This window comes from Streptomyces sp. NEAU-174, from assembly GCF_052665095.1.
Genome location: NZ_JBQTCE010000005.1, coordinates 261802 through 282212, shown reverse-complemented (window position 1 = coordinate 282212; position 20411 = coordinate 261802). Strand labels below are relative to the sequence as shown.

Genomic DNA, 20411 nt, shown 5'->3' with positions numbered 1-20411 from the left:
AAGGAAAAAGTGCTCCGTAAGCCGAAATTGGCATTCCGTGCCGCGAAACTAGGCACGCGGTGCACAGCCGAGGACATGCTCCTTGACCAGTTCGCCGACCCGCGGATCCCGCCGCTTGAAGGCGTCCACCACCGCCTGGTGCTCCTCGGCGTACGACTGCTGGACGGTGCCCAGCCAGCGGATCGACAGCGTCGTCCAGATCTCGATGCCCAGCGACTCCCAGGTGTGCAGCAGCACGCTGTTGCCCGACGCCCGCACCAGCTCCCGGTGGAACGCCACGGTGTGCCGGACCTGCGCCTCCCCGTCGGCCGCGCGGTCCGCCTCGTACAGCGCCCGCACCTCGGGCTCCAGGGCGGAGGTGTCCTCGGCCAGCACGGGCGCGGCCAGCTCCGCCGCCATCTGCTCGAGACCGGCCCGCACCGGATAGATCTCCTCCAGGTCGGCGGCGGTCAGATTCCGCACCCGGACGCCCTTGTTCGGCGCCGACTCGATCAGCCGCAGCGACTCCAGCTCCCGCAGCGCCTCCCGTACGGGCGTCTGGCTGACCTCCAGCTCCGTGGCGATCCGGCGCTCCACGATCCGCTCACCCGGCTTCCAGCGGCCGCTGACGATGCCCTCCACGATGTGCTCGCGGATCTGCTCGCGCAGCGAGTGGACGACGGGCGCGGCCATGGGGGACTCCTTAGAAACAGCGGTGAACAGCTGCCATTATCCCGGCACCGCGGTAAGGAAAGCCGCGCCCCGCACGGGAAGCCCGTGCGGGGCGCGGCAGGGAAACCGAGGTGAGGGTCAGAGCCCGAGGTCCACCTCGAACTCGCCGGCCTCCAGGATCTCCTTGACGGCCGTCAGGTAGCGGGCCGCGTCGGCACCGTCCACCAGGCGGTGGTCGTAGGAGAGCGCCACGTAGGTCATGTCGCGCACCGCGATGGTCTCGCCCAGCTCCGGGTGGTCGATGACCACCGGGCGCTTGACGGTCGCGCCGATGCCCAGGATGGCGACCTGGTTCGGGGGCACGATGATCGTGTCGAACAGCGCACCGCGCGAGCCGGTGTTGCTGATCGTGAAGGTGGCGCCGGACACCTCGTCCGGGGTGATCTTGTTGGAGCGGACCTTGCCCGCCAGCTCCGCCGTCTTCTTGGACAGACCGGCGATGTTGAGGTCGCCGGCGTTCTTGATGACCGGGGTCATCAGGCCCTTCTCGGCGTCCACCGCGATACCGACGTTCTCCACGTCGAAGTACGTGATGGTGTTGTCGTCCTCGTTGATCCGGGCGTTGATGGCCGGGTGGGCCTTCAGCGCCTGGACGGCGGCCTTCACGAAGAACGGCATCGGCGAGAGCTTGACGCCCTCGCGCTGGGCGAACGCCTCCTTGGCGCGGGCGCGCAGCCGCATGACCTTGGTGACGTCCACCTCGACCACGCTGGTCAGCTGGGCCTGGCTGTGCAGGGCCTTCATCATGTTGTCGCCGATGACCTTGCGCATCCGCGGCATCTTGATGGTCTGGCCGCGCAGCGGGGACACCTCCTGCGCGGCGGCCTTCGGCGCGGCGGCGGCCGGCGCCTGGGCCTGGGCGGCGGCCTTGGCGGCCTCCGCGGCGGCGATGACGTCCTGCTTGCGGATGCGGCCGCCGACGCCGGTGCCCTTGACCGTGGACAGGTCCACGTTGTTCTCGGCGGCGAGCTTGCGCACCAGCGGGGTGACGTAGGCGCCCTCGGCCTCGGGGGCCGCGGGAGCCGGGATGGTGGCGGCCGGAGCCGGGGCGGGCGCCGGAGCGGCCGGGGCCGGCTCGGGGGCGACCGGCTCCGGGGTGACGGCCTGCGGCGCCGGGGCGCTCGGGGCCTGCGGGGCCGGGGCGGGCGCCGGGGCCTCCTGGACCGGCTCGGGAGCCGGGGCGGGGGCGGCCGGGGCCTCGGCGGGCGCGGCGGCCGGAGCGGCACCGGCGGCGCCGATCACGGCCAGCTTGGCGCCGACCTCGGCGGTCTCGTCCTCGCCGACCAGGATCTCCAGCAGGGTGCCCGCGGCCGGAGCCGGGATCTCGGTGTCGACCTTGTCGGTGGAGACCTCGAGCAGCGGCTCATCGGCCTCGACGGACTCGCCGACCTCCTTGAGCCACCGGGTCACGGTGCCCTCGGTCACGCTCTCGCCGAGCGCGGGAAGGACCACATCGGTGCCCTCGGCGCCACCGGCCGGAGCGGCGGCGGCAGGGGCGGGGGCAGGGGCAGGGGCCTCGGCGGCGGGCGCCGGGGCGGGCTCGGGCTGAGCCGCCGGAGCGGGCTCGGCCGCGGGGGCGGGGGCCTCGGCCGGAGCCGCGCCACCGTCGTCGATGACGGCCAGCTCTGCGCCGACCTCCACCGTCTCGTCCTCAGCCACCTTGATGGACGTCAGCACACCGGCCGAGGGGGCCGGGATCTCGGTGTCGACCTTGTCGGTCGACACCTCGAGCAGGGGCTCGTCGGCCTCGACGCGCTCACCTTCGGCCTTGAGCCAGCGGGTGACGGTGCCCTCGGTCACGCTCTCGCCGAGCGCCGGCAGGGTTACGGAAACCGCCATGGTGTTCGGTTGCTCCTTAACGATCTTTGGATGGTTCGCGCTCGGGATGAGTCAGTCGTGGGAGTGCAGCGGCTTGCCGGCCAGGGCCAGGTGGGCCTCGCCGAGCGCCTCGTTCTGGGTCGGGTGGGCGTGGACGAGCTGCGCGACCTCGGCCGGCAGCGCCTCCCAGTTGTAGATCAGCTGAGCCTCGCCCACCTGCTCGCCCATCCGGTCACCGACCATGTGGACGCCGACGACGGCACCGTCCCGTACCTGCACGAGCTTGATCTCGCCCGCGGTCTTCAGGATCTTGCTCTTGCCGTTGCCCGCGAGGTTGTACTTCAGGGCGACGACCTTGTCTGCACCGTACAGCTCCTTGGCCTTGGCCTCGGTGATGCCGACGGAGGCGACCTCGGGGTGGCAGTAGGTCACCCGCGGCACGCCGTCGTAGTCGACCGGCACCGGGCTCAGACCGGCCAGCCGCTCGGCCACCAGCATGCCCTCGGCGAAGCCGACGTGGGCCAGCTGGAGGGTGGGGACCAGGTCGCCGACGGCGGAGATCGTCGGCACGTTGGTCCGCATGTACTCGTCGACGAGCACATAGCCGCGGTCCATGGCGACCCCGGCTTCCTCGTAGCCGAGCCCCTGCGAGACCGGGCCGCGGCCGACGGCCACCAGCAGCAGCTCGGCCTCGAAGGTCTTGCCGTTCTCCAGCGAGACCTTGACGCCGTCTGCGGTGTACTCCACGCCCGAGAAGCGCGAGCCGAGGGAGAAGTTGATACCGCGCTTGCGGAAGGCGCGCTCCAGCAGCTTGGAGCTGTTCTCGTCCTCGACCGGGACGAGGTGGGGAAGCGCCTCGACGATGGTGATGTCGGCCCCGAAGGACTTCCACGCGGAGGCGAACTCGACGCCGATGACGCCGCCGCCCAGCACGATCGCGGACTTCGGCACGCGGTCGAGCACCAGCGCGTGGTCGGAGGAGATGACGCGGTTGCCGTCGATCTCCAGGCCGGGCAGGGACTTCGGCACCGAACCGGTGGCCAGCAGGATGTGGCGGCCCGTGTAGCGCTCGCCGTTCACATCGACAGAGGTCGGGGAGGACAGCCGGCCCTCGCCCGTCACATAGGTGACCTTGCGGGAGGCGATCAGGCCCTGGAGACCCTTGTACAGGCCCGAGACCACGCCGTCCTTGTACTTGTGCACACCCTCGATGTCGATGCCCTCGAAGGTGGTCTTCACACCGAATTCCGAGCCCTCGCGAGCCTGGTCGGCGAGCTCACCGGCGTGCAGCAGCGCCTTGGTGGGGATGCAGCCACGGTGCAGACAGGTGCCGCCCAGCTTGTCCTTCTCGATCAGGGCGACGTCCAGACCCAGCTGCGCGGCGCGCAGGGCAGCGGCGTAACCGCCGCTACCGCCTCCGAGGATCACTAGGTCGAAAACGGTGCTGGCGTCGTTCGCCACGTCACGTCCTCCATGCATGGTGCGCCGGGGCCGGCCGGTGGTCGGCCGGGCGGCGGCGTGTGTTCGGCCGCTTCTTGCGTCGGCCCTGGTGTCGGGGGCCCTGTCCTGCCGGGACAACATCTTCGCACTTGTTGGGAGGAGGCGGGACGCGGGGCCGCTGTGTGAGAAATCTCCACACCCCAGTTCAGGGGTTACTCCTGCGTATCCGGAACGCGAAGCCCCGTCGATTTCGTTGAGGGCGAAATCGACGGGACTTTCGGCCTATGGCGGCGGCCGTTTCGTACGGTGCGGGCCCGGCTCAGCCGAGGTCGCCGTCGGCGGTGCGCTCGGCCAGCCGCACCAGGGTGCGGACCGCGGCGCCCGTGCCGCCCTTGGGGGTGTAGCCGAACGGACCGGACTCGTTGAAGGCCGGACCCGCGATGTCCAGGTGGCCCCAGGTGATCCCGTCCGCCACGAACTCCTTCAGGAAGATGCCGGCCACCAGACCGCCACCCATGCGCTCGCCCATGTTCGCCAGATCGGCGACCGGCGAGTCGATGCCCTTACGGAGGTGGTCCGGCAGCGGCATCGGCCAGGACGGCTCGCCGACCTCGCCCGCGATCTCGTGCAGCGTGGTGCGGAACGCCTCGTCGTTCGTCATGATCCCGAACGTGCGGTTGCCCAGCGCGAGGACCATCGCACCGGTCAGCGTCGCCACGTCCACGATCGCGTCCGGCTTCTCCTCACCGGCGCGGGTGATCGCGTCGGCGAGCACCAGCCGGCCCTCGGCGTCGGTGTTCAGCACCTCGACGGTCTTGCCGCCGTACATCGACAGCACGTCGCCGGGGCGGGTGGCCGAACCCGACGGCATGTTCTCGGCGAGCGCCAGCCAGCCCGTCAGATTGACCCGCAGGCCCAGCTTCGCGGCGGTGACGACCGTGGCGAACACGGCGGCGGCACCGCTCATGTCGCACTTCATCGTCTCGTTGTGACCGGCCGGCTTGAGGGAGATGCCGCCCGAGTCATAGGTGATGCCCTTGCCCACCAGGGCGAGCGTCTTCTCGGCCTTGGGGTGGGTGTACGCGATCCGGACCAGCCGCGGCGGGGCGTCCGAGCCCTGGCCGACGCCGAGGATGCCGCCGTACCCGCCCTTCTTGAGCGCCTTCTCGTCCAGCACCTCGGTCTTGAGGCCGTGCTCCTTGGCGGCCGCGACGGCCTCGGCCGCGAAGGAGGCCGGGTTGAGGAGGTTGGACGGGGTGTTGATCAGGTCGCGGGCGCGGTTGACCTCCGCGACGAGGGCGGTGGCGCGCTCGACGGCCGCCTTGTACGCCTTGTCGCGCGGCTTGCCGCCGACGAGGGCGACCTCGGCGAGCGGCCCGTTGTTCTTCTTGTCCTTGTCCTTGTCCTTGCCCTTGGCGCTGCCGCCGTTGCCGTTGCCGTTGCTCTTGTCGTACGTGTACGCCCCGAGCAGCGCGCCCTCGGCCACGGCGGTGGCACCGGCCGGGTCCTCGATCGGCAGCGCGAACGCGCCCTTCTTCGAACCGGACAGCGCGCGGGCGGCCGCGCCCGCGGCCCGGCGCAGCGTCTCGGCGTCATAGCCGTCGCCCTTGGCCGGGACCTCGCCCAGCCCAACTGCCAGCACGACCGGGGCCTTGAGGCCGGACGCGGCGGGCAGTTTGGTCACCTCGCCCTCGGCGCCGGTCGCGCCGAGCGTCTCCAGGACGGCGGCCAGTTTCCCGCCGAACGCCTTGTCCACGGCCTCGGCGCCGACGGCGACGACGGGGCCCTTGGCCCCCTTCGCCACACCGACGACGACGGCGTCCGCGCGCAGTGCCGCGGCGGACGAGGTGCTGAGAGTCAGAGCAGTCACAGTTGTCGGGTCCCTCTTCCGGTAGTTCGTCGGCCGTCATGGATTGGCAGGCCGCGCCCCTCCGCATCGTATGCCTAGGCCCGATTTGGGGCCGCCTAGGCCCGTTTCAGGGCTCGACGGGGGCGTGCCCTGGGGCTTACCCGCTGCGGGTGGCCGGGATAGCCTGCCGCGCGATGGACACCACGCCGGAGTCGCCGCAGCCGCAGTCGCAGTCGCAGCCGTCCGCACGCCCGCCGGAGACCGGGCCCGAGCCCGAGCCCGGGCCCGGGCCCGACGGGCCGGAGAGCTCCGGGCCCTCCGCGCCCGCCGAGCCCTCCGAGTCCTCCGAGCCGTCAGAGGGCGCGGGGCGGGGGCGAGCTGACCGGCCGGAGCATCCGCCGCGGCCCGACTACGACCCGCCTCCCGCGCACGCCCCGCGTGCCCCCTGGAGTGACGGGGTCCGCTTCGCGTTCGGCACGCTCACGGTGTTGCCCGTACGGGGCACGCGCTGGGACCGGGAGGCGGCGCACACGGGGATGCTGTGCGCTCCGCTGGCCGGGCTGGCCGTGGGGCTGTGCGCGGCCGCGGTGGGCGGGGTGTCGCTGTTCCTGGGCGGTGGCGCGCTGCTCGCGGCCGTGGCCACCGCCGCGATACCCGCCGTACTGACCCGCGGCCTCCACCTCGACGGGCTCGCCGACACCGCGGACGGGCTCGGCAGCGGGAAGCCCGCCGAGGACGCGCTGCGCATCATGAAGCGGTCGGACATCGGGCCCTTCGGCGTGATCACGCTGCTGTTCGTCCTGCTCGGGCAGGTGGCGGCCCTGGCCGAGCTCTACGGTCAGGGCTGGGCGCACGGCGCGGTCGGGGCGGCCGTGGCCGCTGTCGCCGCGCGCTGCGCCCTGACCCTCGCGGCCCGCGTGGGGGTTCCGGCGGCGCGTCCGGAGGGGCTGGGCGCGGCGGTCGCGGGCAGTGTGCCGTGGCGTTCCGCCGGTGTTGTGGCGGCGGTGACGGTGGTGGGGTGCGCGGTAGTGGCCGTCCCGTTCGGCCCGTACGACGTCGTCCGTAACGCGTTCGCTGCCTTGGCCGCCCTGGCTGCCGCCGAGCTGCTCCTGCACCACTGTCACCGCCGTCTGGGTGGGGTGACCGGCGATGTCTTTGGCGCGCTGGTGGAGGCGGCCGCCACGACTGCGCTGGTGGTTTTGACCTTCGGCTGAGAGGTGGCCGGCGGGTCTTGGGGGCGCCTGCGGCGGGCTGCCCCTCCCCGCCCCTTCCCGTAACTGGGGCTCCGCCCCAGACCCCGCTCCTCAATCGCCGGAGGGGCTGGAAGGCCGAACGCCGGAGGGGCTGAAAGGTGGGGCTCCGCCCCGGGCCCCGCTCCTCAATCTCCCCCAGCTACCGCTGGGAGGTGCCCCCTGGAGGCGGAGCCCTTGTCACGTGGCGGGCACCCCTTAGGGCCGGGCCCTAAGCAGGTCGGAGGAAGTCCGCAGACGCAAGACGGCATTTCGCGGCACTTCCCGCGGAGCGCTTAGTCGTCGCGCTCCGGGAGCTCCGCGTGCAAGGCCGCGGCCGCCTGTACGAGTGGCAGGGCGAGCAGCGCGCCCGTGCCCTCGCCGACCGTGACGCCGTGGTCGAGCAGCGGGGTGAGGGCGATGCGGTCGAGGGCCTTCTCCTGACCCGGTTCGCCGCTGGCCTGACCGGCCAGCCACCAGTCCGGGGCGCGGAACGCCACCCGCTGGGCGACCAGCGCGCAGGCCGCCGAGACGACGCCGTCGAGGATCACGGGGGTGCGCCGCACGGCGCTCTGGAGCAGGAAGCCGGTGATCGCGGCGAGATCGGCGCCGCCGACGGTGGCCAGCAGCTGGAGCTGATCGCCGAGCACCGGGCGGGCGCGGCGCAGCCCGTCACGGATGGCGGCGCACTTGCGCATCCAGGCGAGGTCGTCGATGGCGGCCCCGCCGCGGCCGGTGACCACGGACGCGTCCGTACCGCACAGCGCGGCGATCAGCGTGGCCGCGGCGGTGGTGCCGCCGACGCTGAGGTCGCCGAGGACGAGGAGGTCCGTGCCGGAGTCCGCCTCCTCGTCGGCGATGGCCATCCCGGCGCGGAAGGCCCGCTCGGCCTCGTCCAGGGTGAGCGCGTCCTCGAGGTCGATCCGGCCGGACGCCCGGCGTACGCGGTGGCGGGTGACGTCTTCGGGGAGGTCCTCGGGGTCGCAGTCCAGGGCCATGTCGATGACGCGGACGCGCGCGCCGAGACGGGCGGCGAGGATGGCGGCCGGGCTCTCGCCGTCGAGCACGGCGCGGACCAGACGGTGGGCGCTCCTGGCGGGGCGGGCGGAGACACCCAGGTCGGAGACGCCGTGGTCGCCCGCGAACAGGACCACGCGGGGCTGCTCGATGGGCTTGACCGGCACCCGCTGCTGAGCGGCGGCCAGCCACTCGCCCAGTTCGTCCAGCCGCCCGAGCGCGCCCGGCGGCAACGCGAGCCGCTCGCGGCGCTCCTCGGCGTCACGCCGGATGCCCCCGTCGGGGCGCTCGATCAGGTCGACGAAGTCATCGAGATTGAGAGCACTCACCTGGCGAACCCTACCGGGCGCCCCGGGAACCGGTACGGCGTCCGCCCGTTGAGCCCCCGGGCGGCCCCCGGGCGGCCCCTGGGCGGGTGCGGGTGTGGGTGCGGCGGGCACGGCCGTATGGCGTGGACCGGGGTGGGGCCCCTGGGCGGGTGCGGGTGTGGGTGCGGCGGGCACGGCCGTATGGCGTGGACCGGGGTGGGGCCCCTGGGCGGGTGCGGGCGTGGGTGCGGCGGGCACGCCCGTACGGCGCGGACCGAGGCGGGCCCCGGGCGGGCGCGGGCCGGGTGCGGGCCGGGGACGGGCGCTGGCCCGGTACGGGCCGGGGCCTGCGTTGGCCTACTCGGCTCGGTTGACTGCGGCGCCGTCTCGCGCCTTCGGCGCAATTGAGCAGCGGGGCAGGGGGGTGGGGGGCGCGGGCCGCGTCGCCGGGCGCCGGGCCGGTGGGGGCGAGGCCTGGTGGCGGCTCCGGTGCCGGAGGCTGGGAGCGTTGCCGGACTGCGGGGTCGCCGGGGGTCGGGGTACCCCCTTCCAAAACGTTTGACAAATTAGTTGCGCCAGATCAAGTGTTTTCGAGAGGGGTACCCGGAGGGGCCGCGCCGGGACCACCGGCCCGCAGTCCGGAGGGGCCTCGGCCCCAGGGCCACGGAAGCCGCCACCGGCGACCACCCCCGCCGGCCCGGCGCCCGGCGGCGGCGCCGCGCCCCCCACCCCCCTGCCCCGCTGCTCAAATGCGCCGAAGGCGCGAGACGAAAGCCGCACCCAACCGAGCCGAGTAGCCCCGCACGCCTAGGCCCAGGACCCCGGCCCAGGCCCAGCACCCGGGCCCAGCACCCAGGCCTCGCGGTCAGCCGCGCAGCGGCAAGGGCTGGCCCGCCACCACCAACAGCACCTGCTCGCACTCCTCGGCGAACGCCGCGTTCAGGCGGCCCAGTTCGTCGCGGAAGCGGCGGCCGGAAGCGGTCGCGGGGACGACGCCCGAACCGACCTCATTGCTCACCGCGACGACCGTACGGGTCGTGGCGCGGACCGCCGCGACGAGGGCGGAGACGCGTTCGCGGAGGGCGCGTTCGCCGCCGTGTGCCCACTTCTCGTCGTCCCAGGCGCTCACGGAGTCCATCGCGTCGGTGAGCCACAGCGCCAGGCAGTCGATGAGCAGCGGTGGCCCGTCCTCGGCGAGCAGCGGGGGCAGGTCGCAGGTCTCGGTGGTGCGCCAGGAGCCGGGACGGCGGTCGCGGTGAGCGGCGACGCGGGCCGCCCACTCGGGGTCGCCCTCGCGGGTGCCGCTCGTCGCGACGTACAGGACGTCGGGGAACGCGGCCAGCCGCCGTTCCGCCTCGAGGGACTTGCCGGACCGGGCGCCGCCCAGCACCAGCGTGCGGCGCGGCAGGTCGGGCACCGCGTGGTACTCGCCGACGATCAGCGTCTGCCCGTCCGGCACCGCCCGCGCGCCCGCCGTGGCGAGGCGGCGGTGCAGCTCCTGGCCGGGCGGAGTGGTGTGGTCGAGATGGACGGCCAGCACGTCGGTGGTGGCGCCCACGGCGCCCGAGGCGCGGAGGCCGGCCAGCGCGTCGGGGCGGCCCAGCACGTCGAGCAGCACCATGTCGTACGGCTCGGCCGGATTCGGCAGCCCGGCGGCGGCCGCGCCCGGCGGGAGGTACAGCAGCCGGGTGCCGTCGGGCCCGGTGACCTCGTAGCCGGTGCCGGGGGAGTCCAGCGCGACCGCCCGCACCCGGTGGCCGCTGATCAGGGACAGCGTGCGGCCGTCCGGCACCCGGCCCGGCGCCGGCAGCCCGGCCGGGAACTCGACGGCCGGACCCGCGTGCGGATGGGAGAGCAGCACCTGCCGGACGCCCACCAGCGAGTGCCCGGCCCGCGCGGCGGCGAAAGCGGCGCCCGGGGTGAGATCGATCAGCAGCACGCCGTCGATCAGCAGCGAGGTGGCGGCCCGCGCCTCCTCCCCGACGGCGGCGGCACAGGCGGCGCAGGGGCAGCCGTGGCGCGGCAGCCCGTCGGGGGCCCCGGTGCCCAGAAGAGTGAGTTCCACGCCCCGATCGTCTCGCGTCCGTTCTCGCGGGTCGCGCGGGGCCACCCCGTACGGAGTGATCAGTCACCTAGGCTGCGGGCAGACATCAGCTGTGGACCGGCGGGTATCACCCGTGGGTCGGCGGGATGGAGGAGGCTGGAATGGCGTGGACATGGCGGTTCGAGAAGTCCGACGGGGCGGAGACGAAGCCCGCGGTGCAGCCGGAGGAGTTCCCGACCCAGGGGGACGCGGAGTCGTGGATCGGCGAGGAGTGGCGGGAGCTCCTCGAGGGAGGCGCTGAGCAGGTGACCCTCTTCGAGGACGGGAAGAAGATCTACGGCCCGATGAGCCTGCGCGCCGAGTAGGCGAAAGCGCGGGGTGGCGGCCCTGACCGCCACCCCACCACACACCGGCCCCGGATCGGGGCGTCCGGGCTCCGGATCGGTGTCCGAGTCCCGGTTCGGCATCCCGGCCCCGGTTCAGCCGCGCACCCCGCACAGATGCAACAGCGCCGCCACCGCCCGGTAGGGATCCGTACGGCCGGCCCGCTCCTCGGCCGCCAGCAGCCGCTCCCACTCCGGGGAGCCCGGCGGCTCCGCGTCGTCCGGGGCGAGGTCGGTGAAGACCCGCACGCCGTACCAGGCGCGCAACGGCGCGCCGATCGCGGTGAGGGTCTCGGCCAGCTCCTCGCGCCGGTCGGCGCGCACCGGCAGCCCGATCCGGTTGGTGTACGAGGGGGAGTCGAAGGCGGTCAGCGCGGTGTCGAAGTCCCCGGCAAGGCCGGGCCGCATCGCCAGCGCGTCACCGTTGCGCACCAGCAGCGAGAGCAGACCGCCGGGGGCCAGCACCCGGGCCAGCCCGGCGAGCAGCGGATCGGGTTCGGACACGTACATCAGCACGCCGTGGCACAGCACCACATCGAAGGTGCCCGGCAGGAAGTGTGCCCCGGTCTCCCGGCCGTCGCCCTCCATCAGCCGCACCCGTCCCCGGATGCCCTCGGGCTCGTCGGCGAGCGCGGCGCGGGCCGCCTCGAGCATGGCGGCGTCGGACTCCAGCCCGGTCACCTCATGGCCCGCGCGGGCCAGCCGCAGGGCCTGGGTGCCCTGGCCGACGCCCACGTCGAGGATCCGCAGCCGCTGCCCCACCGGGAACCGCGCGGTGATCTGCTCATCGAGCTGGTGGGCGACCAGCGCCTGCCGGACGGTGTTCCGCAGGCCCCCGAGGTGGCTCAGCCAGCCGGCCGCTCCGCCGGTGAAGCCGGAGGGTGGGCCGCCGGAGGGGGAGGGTGGGCCGCTCAGGGCCGCTCTCCGCGCTTGACCTGCGGCTTGGGGAGCCGCAGCCGGCGCATCTGGAGGGTGCGCATCAGGGCGTACGCCACCGCGCCGCGCAGATTCTCGTCGGGGAAGCGCTTGCGCAGCTGCCGCTTGAGCTGGACGCCGAGGACGAGGGAGTTGACCACGATGAGGACGATCACCACCATCCACACCAGCAGCACATAGCTCTGCATGGCCCCGGCCCGGATCATGCTCAGGACCAGGATGACCACCGCGAGCGGCAGGAAGTACTCGGCGACGGAGAACCGCGAGTCCACGAAGTCGCGGGCGAAACGCCGCACCGGACCCTTGTCGCGGACCGGCAGATACCGCTCGTCGCCCCCGGCCAGCGCCTGGCGCTGCTTGGCCAGATCGGCGCGGCGGGCCTCGCGCGCACGCTTGGAGGCGTCCTTACGGTTGGCCGGCGTCTTCGCCAGGCTGCGGCGCTGCGTCTGGGCCTCGCTCCGCTTGGGAGTGGGGCGGCCCTTGGGCGCCTGCGGGTCACGGGTCTGCTGCGGCTGGTCCGCGGTCACCTTGGTGGTAGCGGCCTGCTCATCCTTGGAACGGCTTCGGAACACAAGGCCCAAGGGTACGGGTTGCGGAGTGTGCGCCCCAGCCTCTGGGGGAACGATCAGGCAACGGAGTCCCGATCTCATCGGGACACAGGGGGCGCACTCCTCCTTGCGCCGGAGGCTCCCACCGTCTGTTCGTCCTGTAGGAGGAGCGCGAGCAGGCTCGAACAGTGCGGTAATGGAAGCAGGGCCCGTAGGCTGGGTCTGTTGGAGTGCCGGAGTCACACGTCCGTCAGAAGGGGGCGCGCGAGGCCCATGAGCGGTGTCATGAAGCGTATGGGGATGATCTTCCGCGCGAAGGCCAATAAGGCCCTGGACCGGGCCGAGGACCCGCGCGAAACCCTTGACTACTCGTACCAGAAGCAGCTGGAGCTGCTCCAGAAGGTGCGCCGCGGTGTCGCCGACGTGGCGACCTCGCGCAAGCGCCTGGAGCTTCAGCTCAACCAGTTGCAGGGCCAGTCCACCAAGCTGGAGGACCAGGGCCGCAAGGCGCTCGCGCTCGGCCGGGAGGACCTGGCCCGCGAGGCGCTGTCCCGCCGCGCCGCGTTGCAGCAGCAGGTCACCGACCTGGAGACCCAGCACCAGACCCTCCAGGGCGAGGAGGAGAAGCTGACCCTGGCCGCCCAGCGGCTCCAGGCCAAGGTCGACGCCTTCCGTACACGCAAGGAGACCATCAAGGCCACCTACACCGCGGCCCAGGCCCAGACCCGCATCGGCGAGGCGTTCTCCGGCATCTCCGAGGAGATGGGTGACGTCGGCATGGCGATCCAGCGTGCCGAGGACAAGACGGCGCAGCTCCAGGCGCGCGCCGGCGCGATCGACGAGCTGCTGGCCTCCGGCGCCCTGGACGACCAGTCCGGTATGGCCAAGGACGACATCGCGGCCGAGCTGGACCGGATCTCCGGCGGTACGGACGTGGAGCTGGAGCTTCAGCGGATGAAGGCCGAGCTGGCCGGCGGCAGCCCGCAGCAGGCGATCGAGGGCGGCACGACGGACGAGTCCCAGCAGTCCCGGACCCAGCACAAGTTCGACAAGCAGTAGCCCGCGCCCCCGCCTGGGCGAGGTCTCCAAGGAGGTCGTCATGATCGTACGGATCATGGGGGAGGGCCAGGTGCTGGTGGCCGAGAGCCATCTGCCCGGACTGAACAGGCTGGACGACGAGCTGCTCGCGGAGATCGAGGGCGGCGACCACGAGGGTTTCCGGAGGACCCTGGGCGCGCTGCTGGACGCGGTGCGCTCGGCCGGTGAGCCCCTGCCCGACGACGCGCTCCAGCCGTCCGAACTGATCCTCCCCGCCGCCGACGCGACCCTCGAGGAAGTCAAGGCGATGCTCAAGGACGACGGCCTCATTCCGGGCTAGTGCGGCGCGCTCCCGGATCCACACTCCAGCACAGGTCGTACCTCCCCGCACCGGCCGGGTACGGGCCGCCCACGAAGCCGGGCGGCCCCCCGCGGCCCTTACCGTTGGATCCCGTGACTCCCCTCGCCGTCGGGCCGGGCCTGGCCCGTCCGCACCGCTGGCTGTGCGCCCACCCCCGTGCCCTGGACACCCTGGTGGCGCTGGTGGTCCTCGCGCTGATCCTGATCGGCGCGGTGGCCGGTCCGCGCATGCGCCACCAGTCGCTGGGCCCCTTCTTCGTACTGCTGGCCGTGCTCGCCGCCGCCTCGCTGGTGCTCCGCCGCGAGCTGCCCCGCGGGGTGCTCGCCTTCAACGTCGGCCTCACCCTCACCGAGCTCGTCACCAATGACGTGGGCCCGCCGCGCACCTCGATCGTGTTCGGGGTGGTGGTGGCGCTCTACACCGTGGCGGCCCGCACCGACCGCCCCACCACCTGGCGGGTCGGCGCCGCCACGGCCGTACTGCTCACCGGCGCCGGGATGCTCTTCGCGCTCAACCCCTGGTACTCACAGGAGAACTGGGGGCTGTTCGCCTGGACCGGGCTGGCCGCGGCCGCCGGTGACGCGGTGCGCAGCCGGCGCGCCTACATCGCCGCCATCGAGGAGCGGGCGGTACGCGCCGAGCGCACCCGCGAGGAGGAGGCGCGCCGCCGGGTCGCCGAGGAGCGGCTGCGGATCGCCCGGGAGCTGCACGATGTCGTGGCGCATCACATCGCGCTGGTCAACGTCCAGGCCGGGGTCGCCTCCCATGTCATGGACAACCGCCCGGACCAGGCCAAGGAGGCGCTCGCGCACGTACGGCAGGCGAGCCGCTCGGCGCTGGAGGAGCTGCGGGCGACGGTCGGCCTGCTGCGGCAGTACGGCGATCCCGCCGCCCCCACCGAACCGGCCCCCGGCATCGCCGTGCTGGACCAGCTCGTGGACGGCTTCGTACGAGCCGGGATGCGGGTCCGGGTGCGGGCGGAGCCGCCGGAGAAGCTGGGCCCGCTGCCGGGCTCGGTGGACCTCACGGCCTACCGGGTCGTCCAGGAGGCGCTGACCAATGTGCACAAGCACGCCGGGCCCGGGGCCACGGCCGAGATCCGTATCGACCGGGTCGCGGACGTCCTGGAGGTCACGGTCGAGGACGACGGGGCCGGGACGCGGACCGAGGGCCCCGAGGAGGCGCCGGAGGGCGCGGACGGCTCCGGGACACCCCGGGCGGACGGGACGGAGCCCGGCGGCGGACACGGCCTGCTGGGGATGCGCGAGCGGGTGACCGCACTGCGCGGCAGCTGCGAGGCGGGACCCCTGCCCGAGGGCGGTTTCCGGGTGCGGGTGAGACTTCCTCTACAGCCGCGCAGGGGAGGGGAGTCATGACGATCAAGGTGCTGCTGGCGGACGATCAAGCGCTGCTGCGCAGCGCGTTCCGCGTCCTGGTGGCCTCCGAGCCGGACATGGAGGTGGTGGGCGAGGCGTCCGACGGCGCGGAGGCGGTGGAGATCGCCCGCGCCCGGGGCGCGGACGTCGTCCTGATGGACATCCGGATGCCCGGTACGGACGGGCTGGCCGCCACTCGCATGATCACCGAAGACCCGCAGCTCAAGGACGTACGGGTGGTCATGCTGACGACCTTCGAGGTCGATGAGTACGTGGTGGACTCGCTGCGGGCGGGGGCCAGCGGCTTCCTCGGCAAGGGCGCCGAACCCGATGAGCTGCTCGCGGCGATCCGTATCGCGGCGGCGGGCGAGGCGCTGCTGTCCCCGGCCGCGACCAAGGGGCTGATCGCCCGCTTCCTGGCCCAGGGCGACGGAAGCGGCGGCGAGGACGCCTATGACTCCTCACGGCTGGACGCCCTGACCGTGCGCGAGCGGGAGGTCCTGGTCCAGGTGGGCGGCGGGCTCTCCAACGACGAGATCGCCGCCCGGCTGGAGGTCAGCCCGCTCACGGTCAAGACGCATGTCAACCGCGCGATGGCCAAACTGAGCGCCCGCGACCGCGCCCAGCTAGTGGTGATCGCCTACGAAACGGGCCTGGTCCGCGCAGGATCGTAGGGCTGCTTCCCCTCCCCGCCCCTCCCCGAACCTGGGGCTCCGCCCCTGCCCCCGAACCTGGGGCTCCGCCCCTGCCCCCGAACCTGGGGCTCCGCCCCTGCTCCCGGCCCGGGGCTCCGCCCCAGACCGGATCGGGGCTCCGCTTCAGGCCTCGGGCCGGGGCTCCGCCCTTGACCCCGGGGCTCTGCCCCAGGTCCCGGGTCGGGGTTCTGCCTCAGCCCCCGGCCCGGGGCTCTGCCCCAGCCCCCGGCTCGGGACTCTGCCCCAGCCCCCGGCCCGGGGCTCTGCCCCTGCTCCCGGCCCGGGGCTCCGCCCCAGACCGGATCGGGGCTCCGCTTCAGGCCTCGGGCCGGGGCTCCGCCCTTGACCCCGGGGCTCTGCCCCAGGTCCCGGGTCGGAGTTCTGCCCCAGACCCCGGGTCGGGGTTCTGCCTCAGGTCCCGGGTCGGGCTCTGTCCCAGCCCCCGGACCGGGGTTCCGCCCCAGACCCCGGACCGGGGCTCTGCCCCTGGCCCCGGATCGGGGGCTCTGCCCCAGACCGGACTGGGGCTCTGCCTCAGCCTTCGGACCGGGGTTCTGCGCCAGGCTCCGAAACCGGGGCCCTGCTCCTGACGCCGGATCGGGGCTCCGCCTCAGGCCCCGGGCCGGGGCTCCGCCCTTGACCCCGGGGCTCTGCCCCAGGTCCCGGATCGGGGCTCCGTCTCAGACCCTGGATCGGGGCTCTGCCTCAGGCCCCGAACCGGGGTTCTGCCCCAGACCCTGGGTCGGGGCTCTGCCTTAGACCCCGGAATCGGGGCTCCGCCCCTGGCCCTGGACCGGGGTTCTGCCCCGGACACCGGGGGCTGGGGCGGAGCCCCAGTTGTGGGGAGGGGCGGGGAGGGGAGCAGCTCGCCGCAGGCGCCACGGCCCTGCGTCCCGCCCCCCGCCGCCAGACACCGCCTACGGCAGCGCCAGCATCCGCTCCAGCGCCAGCTTGGCGAAGTGCTCGGTCTCCTTGTCGACCTGGATGCGGTTGACCACCTTGCCGGCCACCAGCGACTCCAGCGCCCACACCAGATGCGGCAGATCGATCCGGTTCATGGTCGAGCAGAAGCAGACCGTCTTGTCCAGGAAGACAATCTCCTTCCCCTGGTCGGCGAAACGATTGGCCAGGCGCCGTACGAGGTTCAGCTCGGTGCCGATCGCCCACTTCGACCCGGCGGGGGCGGCCTCCAGGGCCTTGATGATGTACTCGGTCGAGCCCACGTAGTCCGCCGCCGCCACGACCTCGTGCTTGCACTCGGGGTGCACCAGCACATTCACATCCGGTATGCGCTCGCGCACATCGTTGACCGAGTCCAGCGAGAAGCGGCCGTGCACCGAGCAGTGGCCGCGCCACAGAATCATCGTGGCGGCGCGCAGCTCCTCGGGGGTGAGCCCGCCGTTCGGCTTGTGCGGGTTGTAGACGACGCAGTCCTCCAGCGACATGCCCATGTCGCGGACCGCCGTATTGCGCCCCAGATGCTGATCGGGCAGGAACAGCACCTTCTGGCCCTGCTGGAACGCCCACTCCAGCGCCCGCCGGGCATTGGAGGAGGTGCAGATCGTGCCGCCGTGGCGACCGGTGAACGCCTTGATGTCGGCGGAGGAGTTCATGTACGAGACGGGCACCGTCACATCCGCCACACCGGCCTCGGTGAGCACCTCCCAGCACTCGGCGACCTGCTCGGCCGTGGCCATGTCGGCCATCGAGCAGCCGGCCGCCAGATCGGGGAGGACGACCTGCTGGGCGTCGGTGGTGAGGATGTCGGCGGACTCGGCCATGAAGTGCACACCGCAGAAGACGATGTACTCGGCGTCCGGCCGCGCGGCCGCGTCCCGGGCGAGCTTGAACGAGTCTCCGGTGACATCAGCGAACTCGATGACCTCGTCGCGCTGGTAGTGGTGGCCGAGCACGAAGACCTTGTCCCCGAGCTTCTCCTTGGCCGCGCGGGCGCGTGCCACCAGATCCGGGTCGGAGGGCGCCGGGAGGTCTCCCGGGCACTCCACACCGCGCTCGCTCCGGGGGTCGGCCTCTCGGCCGAGAAGCAGCAGAGCGAGCGGGGTCGGCTGCACGTCGAGGGGTTGGGCGGTGGTCACGTCACGCACCCTTCTTTCTTCGCTGGGAACCCTAATCGTCAGAATGACGCTATCTATCATAGCTGCTTCACGTCACGTTGACGAGAGGCATTGTGTCGATGTGACGCATTCCGGTGTGTCCGCCCGTATGCGAGCATGAAGGGCAACAGGAGATAGGCGCTTGGACCCGGAATGAATCCGGGACGCCGTTGGTTTGCGCCAACGGCAAGCAGTCCGTACGACCCGGGAGAGAAGCAGATGACCGTTCAGGACGAGACCACCGCGAGCGAGGGCATCATCCTGTCCGACGCCGCCGCGTCGAAGGTCAAGAGCCTGCTGGAGCAGGAGGGCCGCGACGACCTCGCGCTGCGCGTCGCCGTCCAGCCCGGCGGCTGCTCCGGCCTGCGCTACCAGCTCTTCTTCGACGAGCGCTCGCTCGACGGCGACGTCGTCAAGGACTTCGGCGGTGTGAAGGTCGTGACCGACCGCATGAGCGCCCCGTACCTGGGCGGTGCCTCGATCGACTTCGTCGACACCATCGAGAAGCAGGGCTTCACCATCGACAACCCGAACGCCACGGGCTCCTGCGCCTGCGGCGACTCCTTCAGCTGAGCCCCCGGGCGCGGCGGAGTAAACAGCACGACGGAAGGGGGCGGGCCCGATGGGCCCGCCCCCTTCCGGCTGTCCTGAGCCGTTCGCTCACTTCCGCAGCGGCACCGTCTCACCCGTGGACCCGTCCACGACCTTCCGGCCGTCCAGCGGCTCCTTCAGCGTCACCTTCCGCTCCAGCTGCTTGGCGATGAGGATGCAGGCCCGCCCCGGATGCTTCGGCTCGCTCTTGAGGTCCAGCGTCACCTTGTCGGAGGTCTCCTTCGCGGAGACCGAGTAGGTGTTGCAGACCCCGCCCCAGAAGCGCAGCGTCAGGGTCTTGCCGTCCACGGTGTACGAGGTGAGGTGATCCGGCTTGGAGGTGCCGTCCCCCTTGCCCGGCGAGGGGGAGTGGCCCGGCTCCTTCGCCTTCTTGATGAACTCCGGCTTCACCGCGGGGTAGGGCAGGGTGACCGCCACCCGGTTGGTCCCGGTCGGCTTCGTCTCGAAGATCCACGACGGCACCAGCGCCCGCCGGCCGTCCACCATGTGCGAGGCGAGGCCGAACGTCACCTTGCGCACGGTCACCTTGCCCGAGGGGCCGTCGCTCCCGCCCGACGTCGCGTTCAGCCGCTGGAGCGCCTGCTCCGCGCTGAGCACCGGATAGCTGTCGTCCTCCTTGGGCTTCGACAGCGTTCCGCTGCCGCCGACCAGCTGGCCGTCGGCGCCGACCTGGAGATTGGTGCCCCAGCCGTACGTGGGCAGATCGCCCACCTTCGGGTCCGCGTTCACCATCCGCACGGCGCCGTAGAGGCCGCTCGCGTCCAGCTTGGCGTCCGACAGCCCGAGCGCCTTGAACACCGGCTCGGCGGCGCTCTGGGCCTTCTCCTCGGAGACGGCCTTGTCGCGGCCCTCGGCGGCGCCGTTGTCACCGCGCTTGTCGCCGTCGCGGTAGGTGGGGCAGCTCTTGTCGGCCTTGTCCGCCCCGTCGCCCTTGTCGGTCCGGGTGCTCTGGGGCGCCTTCTTGCCGTCCGGGTGGACGCAGGAGGTGTCGCCCGGCGCCCCGTAGCGGGAGTACGACCAGCTGCCCGGCCCGGTCCGGCTCACCCGCAGCGTCGGGCCGCTCGCGTCCGGGGTGCCGCCCACCTTCCAGTACCCGTGGTCGGCACGGGGGCTGCCGGAGACGTCCAGGGCCTTCGCCAGCCGCGCCACATCGGCCTTGGCGACCTTCGGGTCGGTCAGATACACCGGGGCCTTGTCGGGCCCGTCCGGCAGCTTGCCCGTCACCACATAGCGGCCGCCGTGCGGATCGGGCTCACCGGGCGCGATGCCCTCGTTCCCGCCCGGCTCCCCGCCCGGGGAGGCGTAGGCGTCCAGTGCGAGGGGTTTCGGCGATCCGTTCTCGCCCGACGCGCCCGGCCCCCGGGTGCCGCCGTCCGCCGCGGTGGACGCCCAGTAGGCGCCGCCACCACCGGCGACCAGCACCGCTGCCGCCACCGAAACGACGGCCAGCGGCGAGCGCCGGCGCGGACGGGAAGTGTCGTCGTCGGGGGTCTGCGGGGTGTCGGTGTCCTCGGTGCTCACCGTTTCGCTCCTTCGGCTCCGCTCACGTTCTACGGTCCCATCCCTCGCGAGGAGATGCCGATGAGACGGCGCCGGGGCGCGGCCGGTTCCTTCAATCGCCGTAGTCGGACATGCCGGCCAGCAGATCGGCCGATGTGGTGGGCACCGTGATCCCCCGGATGCGGGAGGCGGCGACCGGGGAAACGGGCCTGGTGGGAGCGGCCGCTACGGTGACCGTCCAGTGCGGCGCCATCCGCGCGCCGTCGCCGCGCAACTGATCCAGATATTCGGGCTCGATGGCCCCGGTGGCGGGAAACGCGGGGGTGAGGTGCTGGGGCATGATGCCTCCCGGTCCTTGGGTGTCGCCGACGCGTCCCCCGTCTCCACGCACCGTATTCAGCGGGTGTCGGTGAAAAAAGACCTACTATTGGG

General features: G+C 72.8%; 17 protein-coding genes and 1 pseudogene. 7 read left to right on the top strand and 11 right to left on the bottom strand.

Annotated features, from left to right (window positions below; genetic code table 11):
- Positions 1-48: 48 nt before the first annotated feature.
- The 4 genes from ACT2CW_RS16940 to ACT2CW_RS16925 all read right to left on the bottom strand — a co-directional run bounded on the left by ACT2CW_RS16940 (position 49) and on the right by ACT2CW_RS16925 (position 5839).
- Positions 49-672 (bottom strand): GntR family transcriptional regulator, encoded by a 624-nt coding sequence (locus tag ACT2CW_RS16940; RefSeq protein ID WP_037965055.1) that lies wholly within the window; start codon positions 670-672, stop codon positions 49-51.
- A gap of 117 nt (positions 673-789) precedes the next feature.
- A complete protein-coding gene (sucB, locus tag ACT2CW_RS16935) occupies positions 790-2550 on the bottom strand; it encodes a 2-oxoglutarate dehydrogenase, E2 component, dihydrolipoamide succinyltransferase (RefSeq protein WP_432049162.1) in 1761 nt (586 codons plus the stop codon).
- 51 nt (positions 2551-2601) lie between these two features.
- On the bottom strand, positions 2602-3990 hold the full coding sequence (gene lpdA / locus ACT2CW_RS16930; protein WP_020871985.1) for a dihydrolipoyl dehydrogenase: 1389 nt from the start codon (positions 3988-3990) through the stop codon (positions 2602-2604).
- Between the two features lie 298 nt (positions 3991-4288).
- On the bottom strand, positions 4289-5839 hold the full coding sequence (locus ACT2CW_RS16925) for a leucyl aminopeptidase (protein WP_182468893.1): 1551 nt from the start codon (positions 5837-5839) through the stop codon (positions 4289-4291).
- A gap of 416 nt (positions 5840-6255) precedes the next feature.
- Between ACT2CW_RS16925 and ACT2CW_RS16920 the strand changes: the two are divergent.
- Positions 6256-7032, top strand: a pseudogene (locus ACT2CW_RS16920) (adenosylcobinamide-GDP ribazoletransferase); the annotation flags it as partial.
- A 311-nt stretch (positions 7033-7343) separates the two neighbouring features.
- Here the strand turns inward: ACT2CW_RS16920 and cobT are convergent.
- Both cobT and ACT2CW_RS16910 read right to left on the bottom strand, forming a co-directional pair.
- Complete coding sequence (cobT, locus tag ACT2CW_RS16915; protein WP_164437337.1) at positions 7344-8393, bottom strand: nicotinate-nucleotide--dimethylbenzimidazole phosphoribosyltransferase; 1050 nt, start codon at positions 8391-8393, stop codon at positions 7344-7346.
- A gap of 844 nt (positions 8394-9237) precedes the next feature.
- Positions 9238-10437 carry a bifunctional adenosylcobinamide kinase/adenosylcobinamide-phosphate guanylyltransferase gene (locus ACT2CW_RS16910; RefSeq protein ID WP_445517147.1) on the bottom strand — a complete coding sequence of 400 codons (1200 nt, stop codon included), beginning with the start codon at positions 10435-10437 and terminating at the stop codon, positions 9238-9240.
- A 140-nt stretch (positions 10438-10577) separates the two neighbouring features.
- Between ACT2CW_RS16910 and ACT2CW_RS16905 the strand changes: the two genes are divergently transcribed.
- Entirely contained in the window at positions 10578-10781 is a 204-nt protein-coding gene (locus ACT2CW_RS16905; protein WP_020871990.1) for a hypothetical protein, read from the top strand.
- 114 nt (positions 10782-10895) lie between these two features.
- Here the strand turns inward: ACT2CW_RS16905 and ACT2CW_RS16900 are convergent, their stop codons facing one another.
- Together ACT2CW_RS16900 and ACT2CW_RS16895 are read right to left on the bottom strand one after the other, a co-directional pair.
- Positions 10896-11630, bottom strand: a complete 735-nt coding sequence (locus tag ACT2CW_RS16900; protein ID WP_445517370.1) for a methyltransferase domain-containing protein — start codon at positions 11628-11630, stop codon at positions 10896-10898.
- Positions 11631-11710: 80 nt separating this feature from the next.
- Positions 11711-12307 (bottom strand): DUF3043 domain-containing protein, encoded by a 597-nt coding sequence (locus ACT2CW_RS16895; RefSeq protein ID WP_330812787.1) that lies wholly within the window; start codon positions 12305-12307, stop codon positions 11711-11713.
- Positions 12308-12556: 249 nt separating this feature from the next.
- On the opposite strand from ACT2CW_RS16895, the gene ACT2CW_RS16890 reads away from it, so the two are divergent.
- The 4 genes from ACT2CW_RS16890 to ACT2CW_RS16875 all read left to right on the top strand — a co-directional run bounded on the left by ACT2CW_RS16890 (position 12557) and on the right by ACT2CW_RS16875 (position 15732).
- A complete protein-coding gene (locus tag ACT2CW_RS16890; RefSeq protein WP_171072328.1) occupies positions 12557-13342 on the top strand; it encodes a PspA/IM30 family protein in 786 nt (261 codons plus the stop codon).
- 40 nt (positions 13343-13382) lie between these two features.
- Entirely contained in the window at positions 13383-13661 is a 279-nt protein-coding gene (gene pspAA / locus ACT2CW_RS16885) for a PspA-associated protein PspAA (protein ID WP_020871994.1), read from the top strand.
- A gap of 104 nt (positions 13662-13765) precedes the next feature.
- The gene (locus ACT2CW_RS16880; protein ID WP_445517146.1) at positions 13766-15058 is read left to right on the top strand and encodes a sensor histidine kinase; all 1293 of its coding nucleotides are present in this window, start codon (positions 13766-13768) and stop codon (positions 15056-15058) included.
- Positions 15055-15732 (top strand): response regulator transcription factor, encoded by a 678-nt coding sequence (locus tag ACT2CW_RS16875; RefSeq protein WP_086886346.1) that lies wholly within the window; start codon positions 15055-15057, stop codon positions 15730-15732. Before ACT2CW_RS16880 ends, ACT2CW_RS16875 begins: the two co-directional genes overlap by 4 nt.
- 938 nt (positions 15733-16670) lie before the next feature.
- Here the strand turns inward: ACT2CW_RS16875 and nadA are convergent.
- Entirely contained in the window at positions 16671-17858 is a 1188-nt protein-coding gene (gene nadA / locus ACT2CW_RS16870; RefSeq protein ID WP_445517145.1) for a quinolinate synthase NadA, read from the bottom strand.
- Between the two features lie 228 nt (positions 17859-18086).
- Between nadA and ACT2CW_RS16865 the strand changes: the two genes are divergently transcribed.
- Complete coding sequence (locus ACT2CW_RS16865; protein ID WP_020871998.1) at positions 18087-18440, top strand: HesB/IscA family protein; 354 nt, start codon at positions 18087-18089, stop codon at positions 18438-18440.
- 87 nt (positions 18441-18527) lie between these two features.
- Here the strand turns inward: ACT2CW_RS16865 and ACT2CW_RS16860 are convergent, their stop codons facing one another.
- Together ACT2CW_RS16860 and ACT2CW_RS16855 are read right to left on the bottom strand one after the other, a co-directional pair.
- Positions 18528-20000 carry a hypothetical protein gene (locus ACT2CW_RS16860; protein WP_445517144.1) on the bottom strand — a complete coding sequence of 491 codons (1473 nt, stop codon included), beginning with the start codon at positions 19998-20000 and terminating at the stop codon, positions 18528-18530.
- 91 nt (positions 20001-20091) lie between these two features.
- Positions 20092-20319: a hypothetical protein gene (locus ACT2CW_RS16855; protein WP_445517143.1), complete on the bottom strand. Its 228-nt coding sequence runs from the start codon at positions 20317-20319 to the stop codon at positions 20092-20094.
- Between the last annotated feature and the right edge of the window lie 92 nt (positions 20320-20411).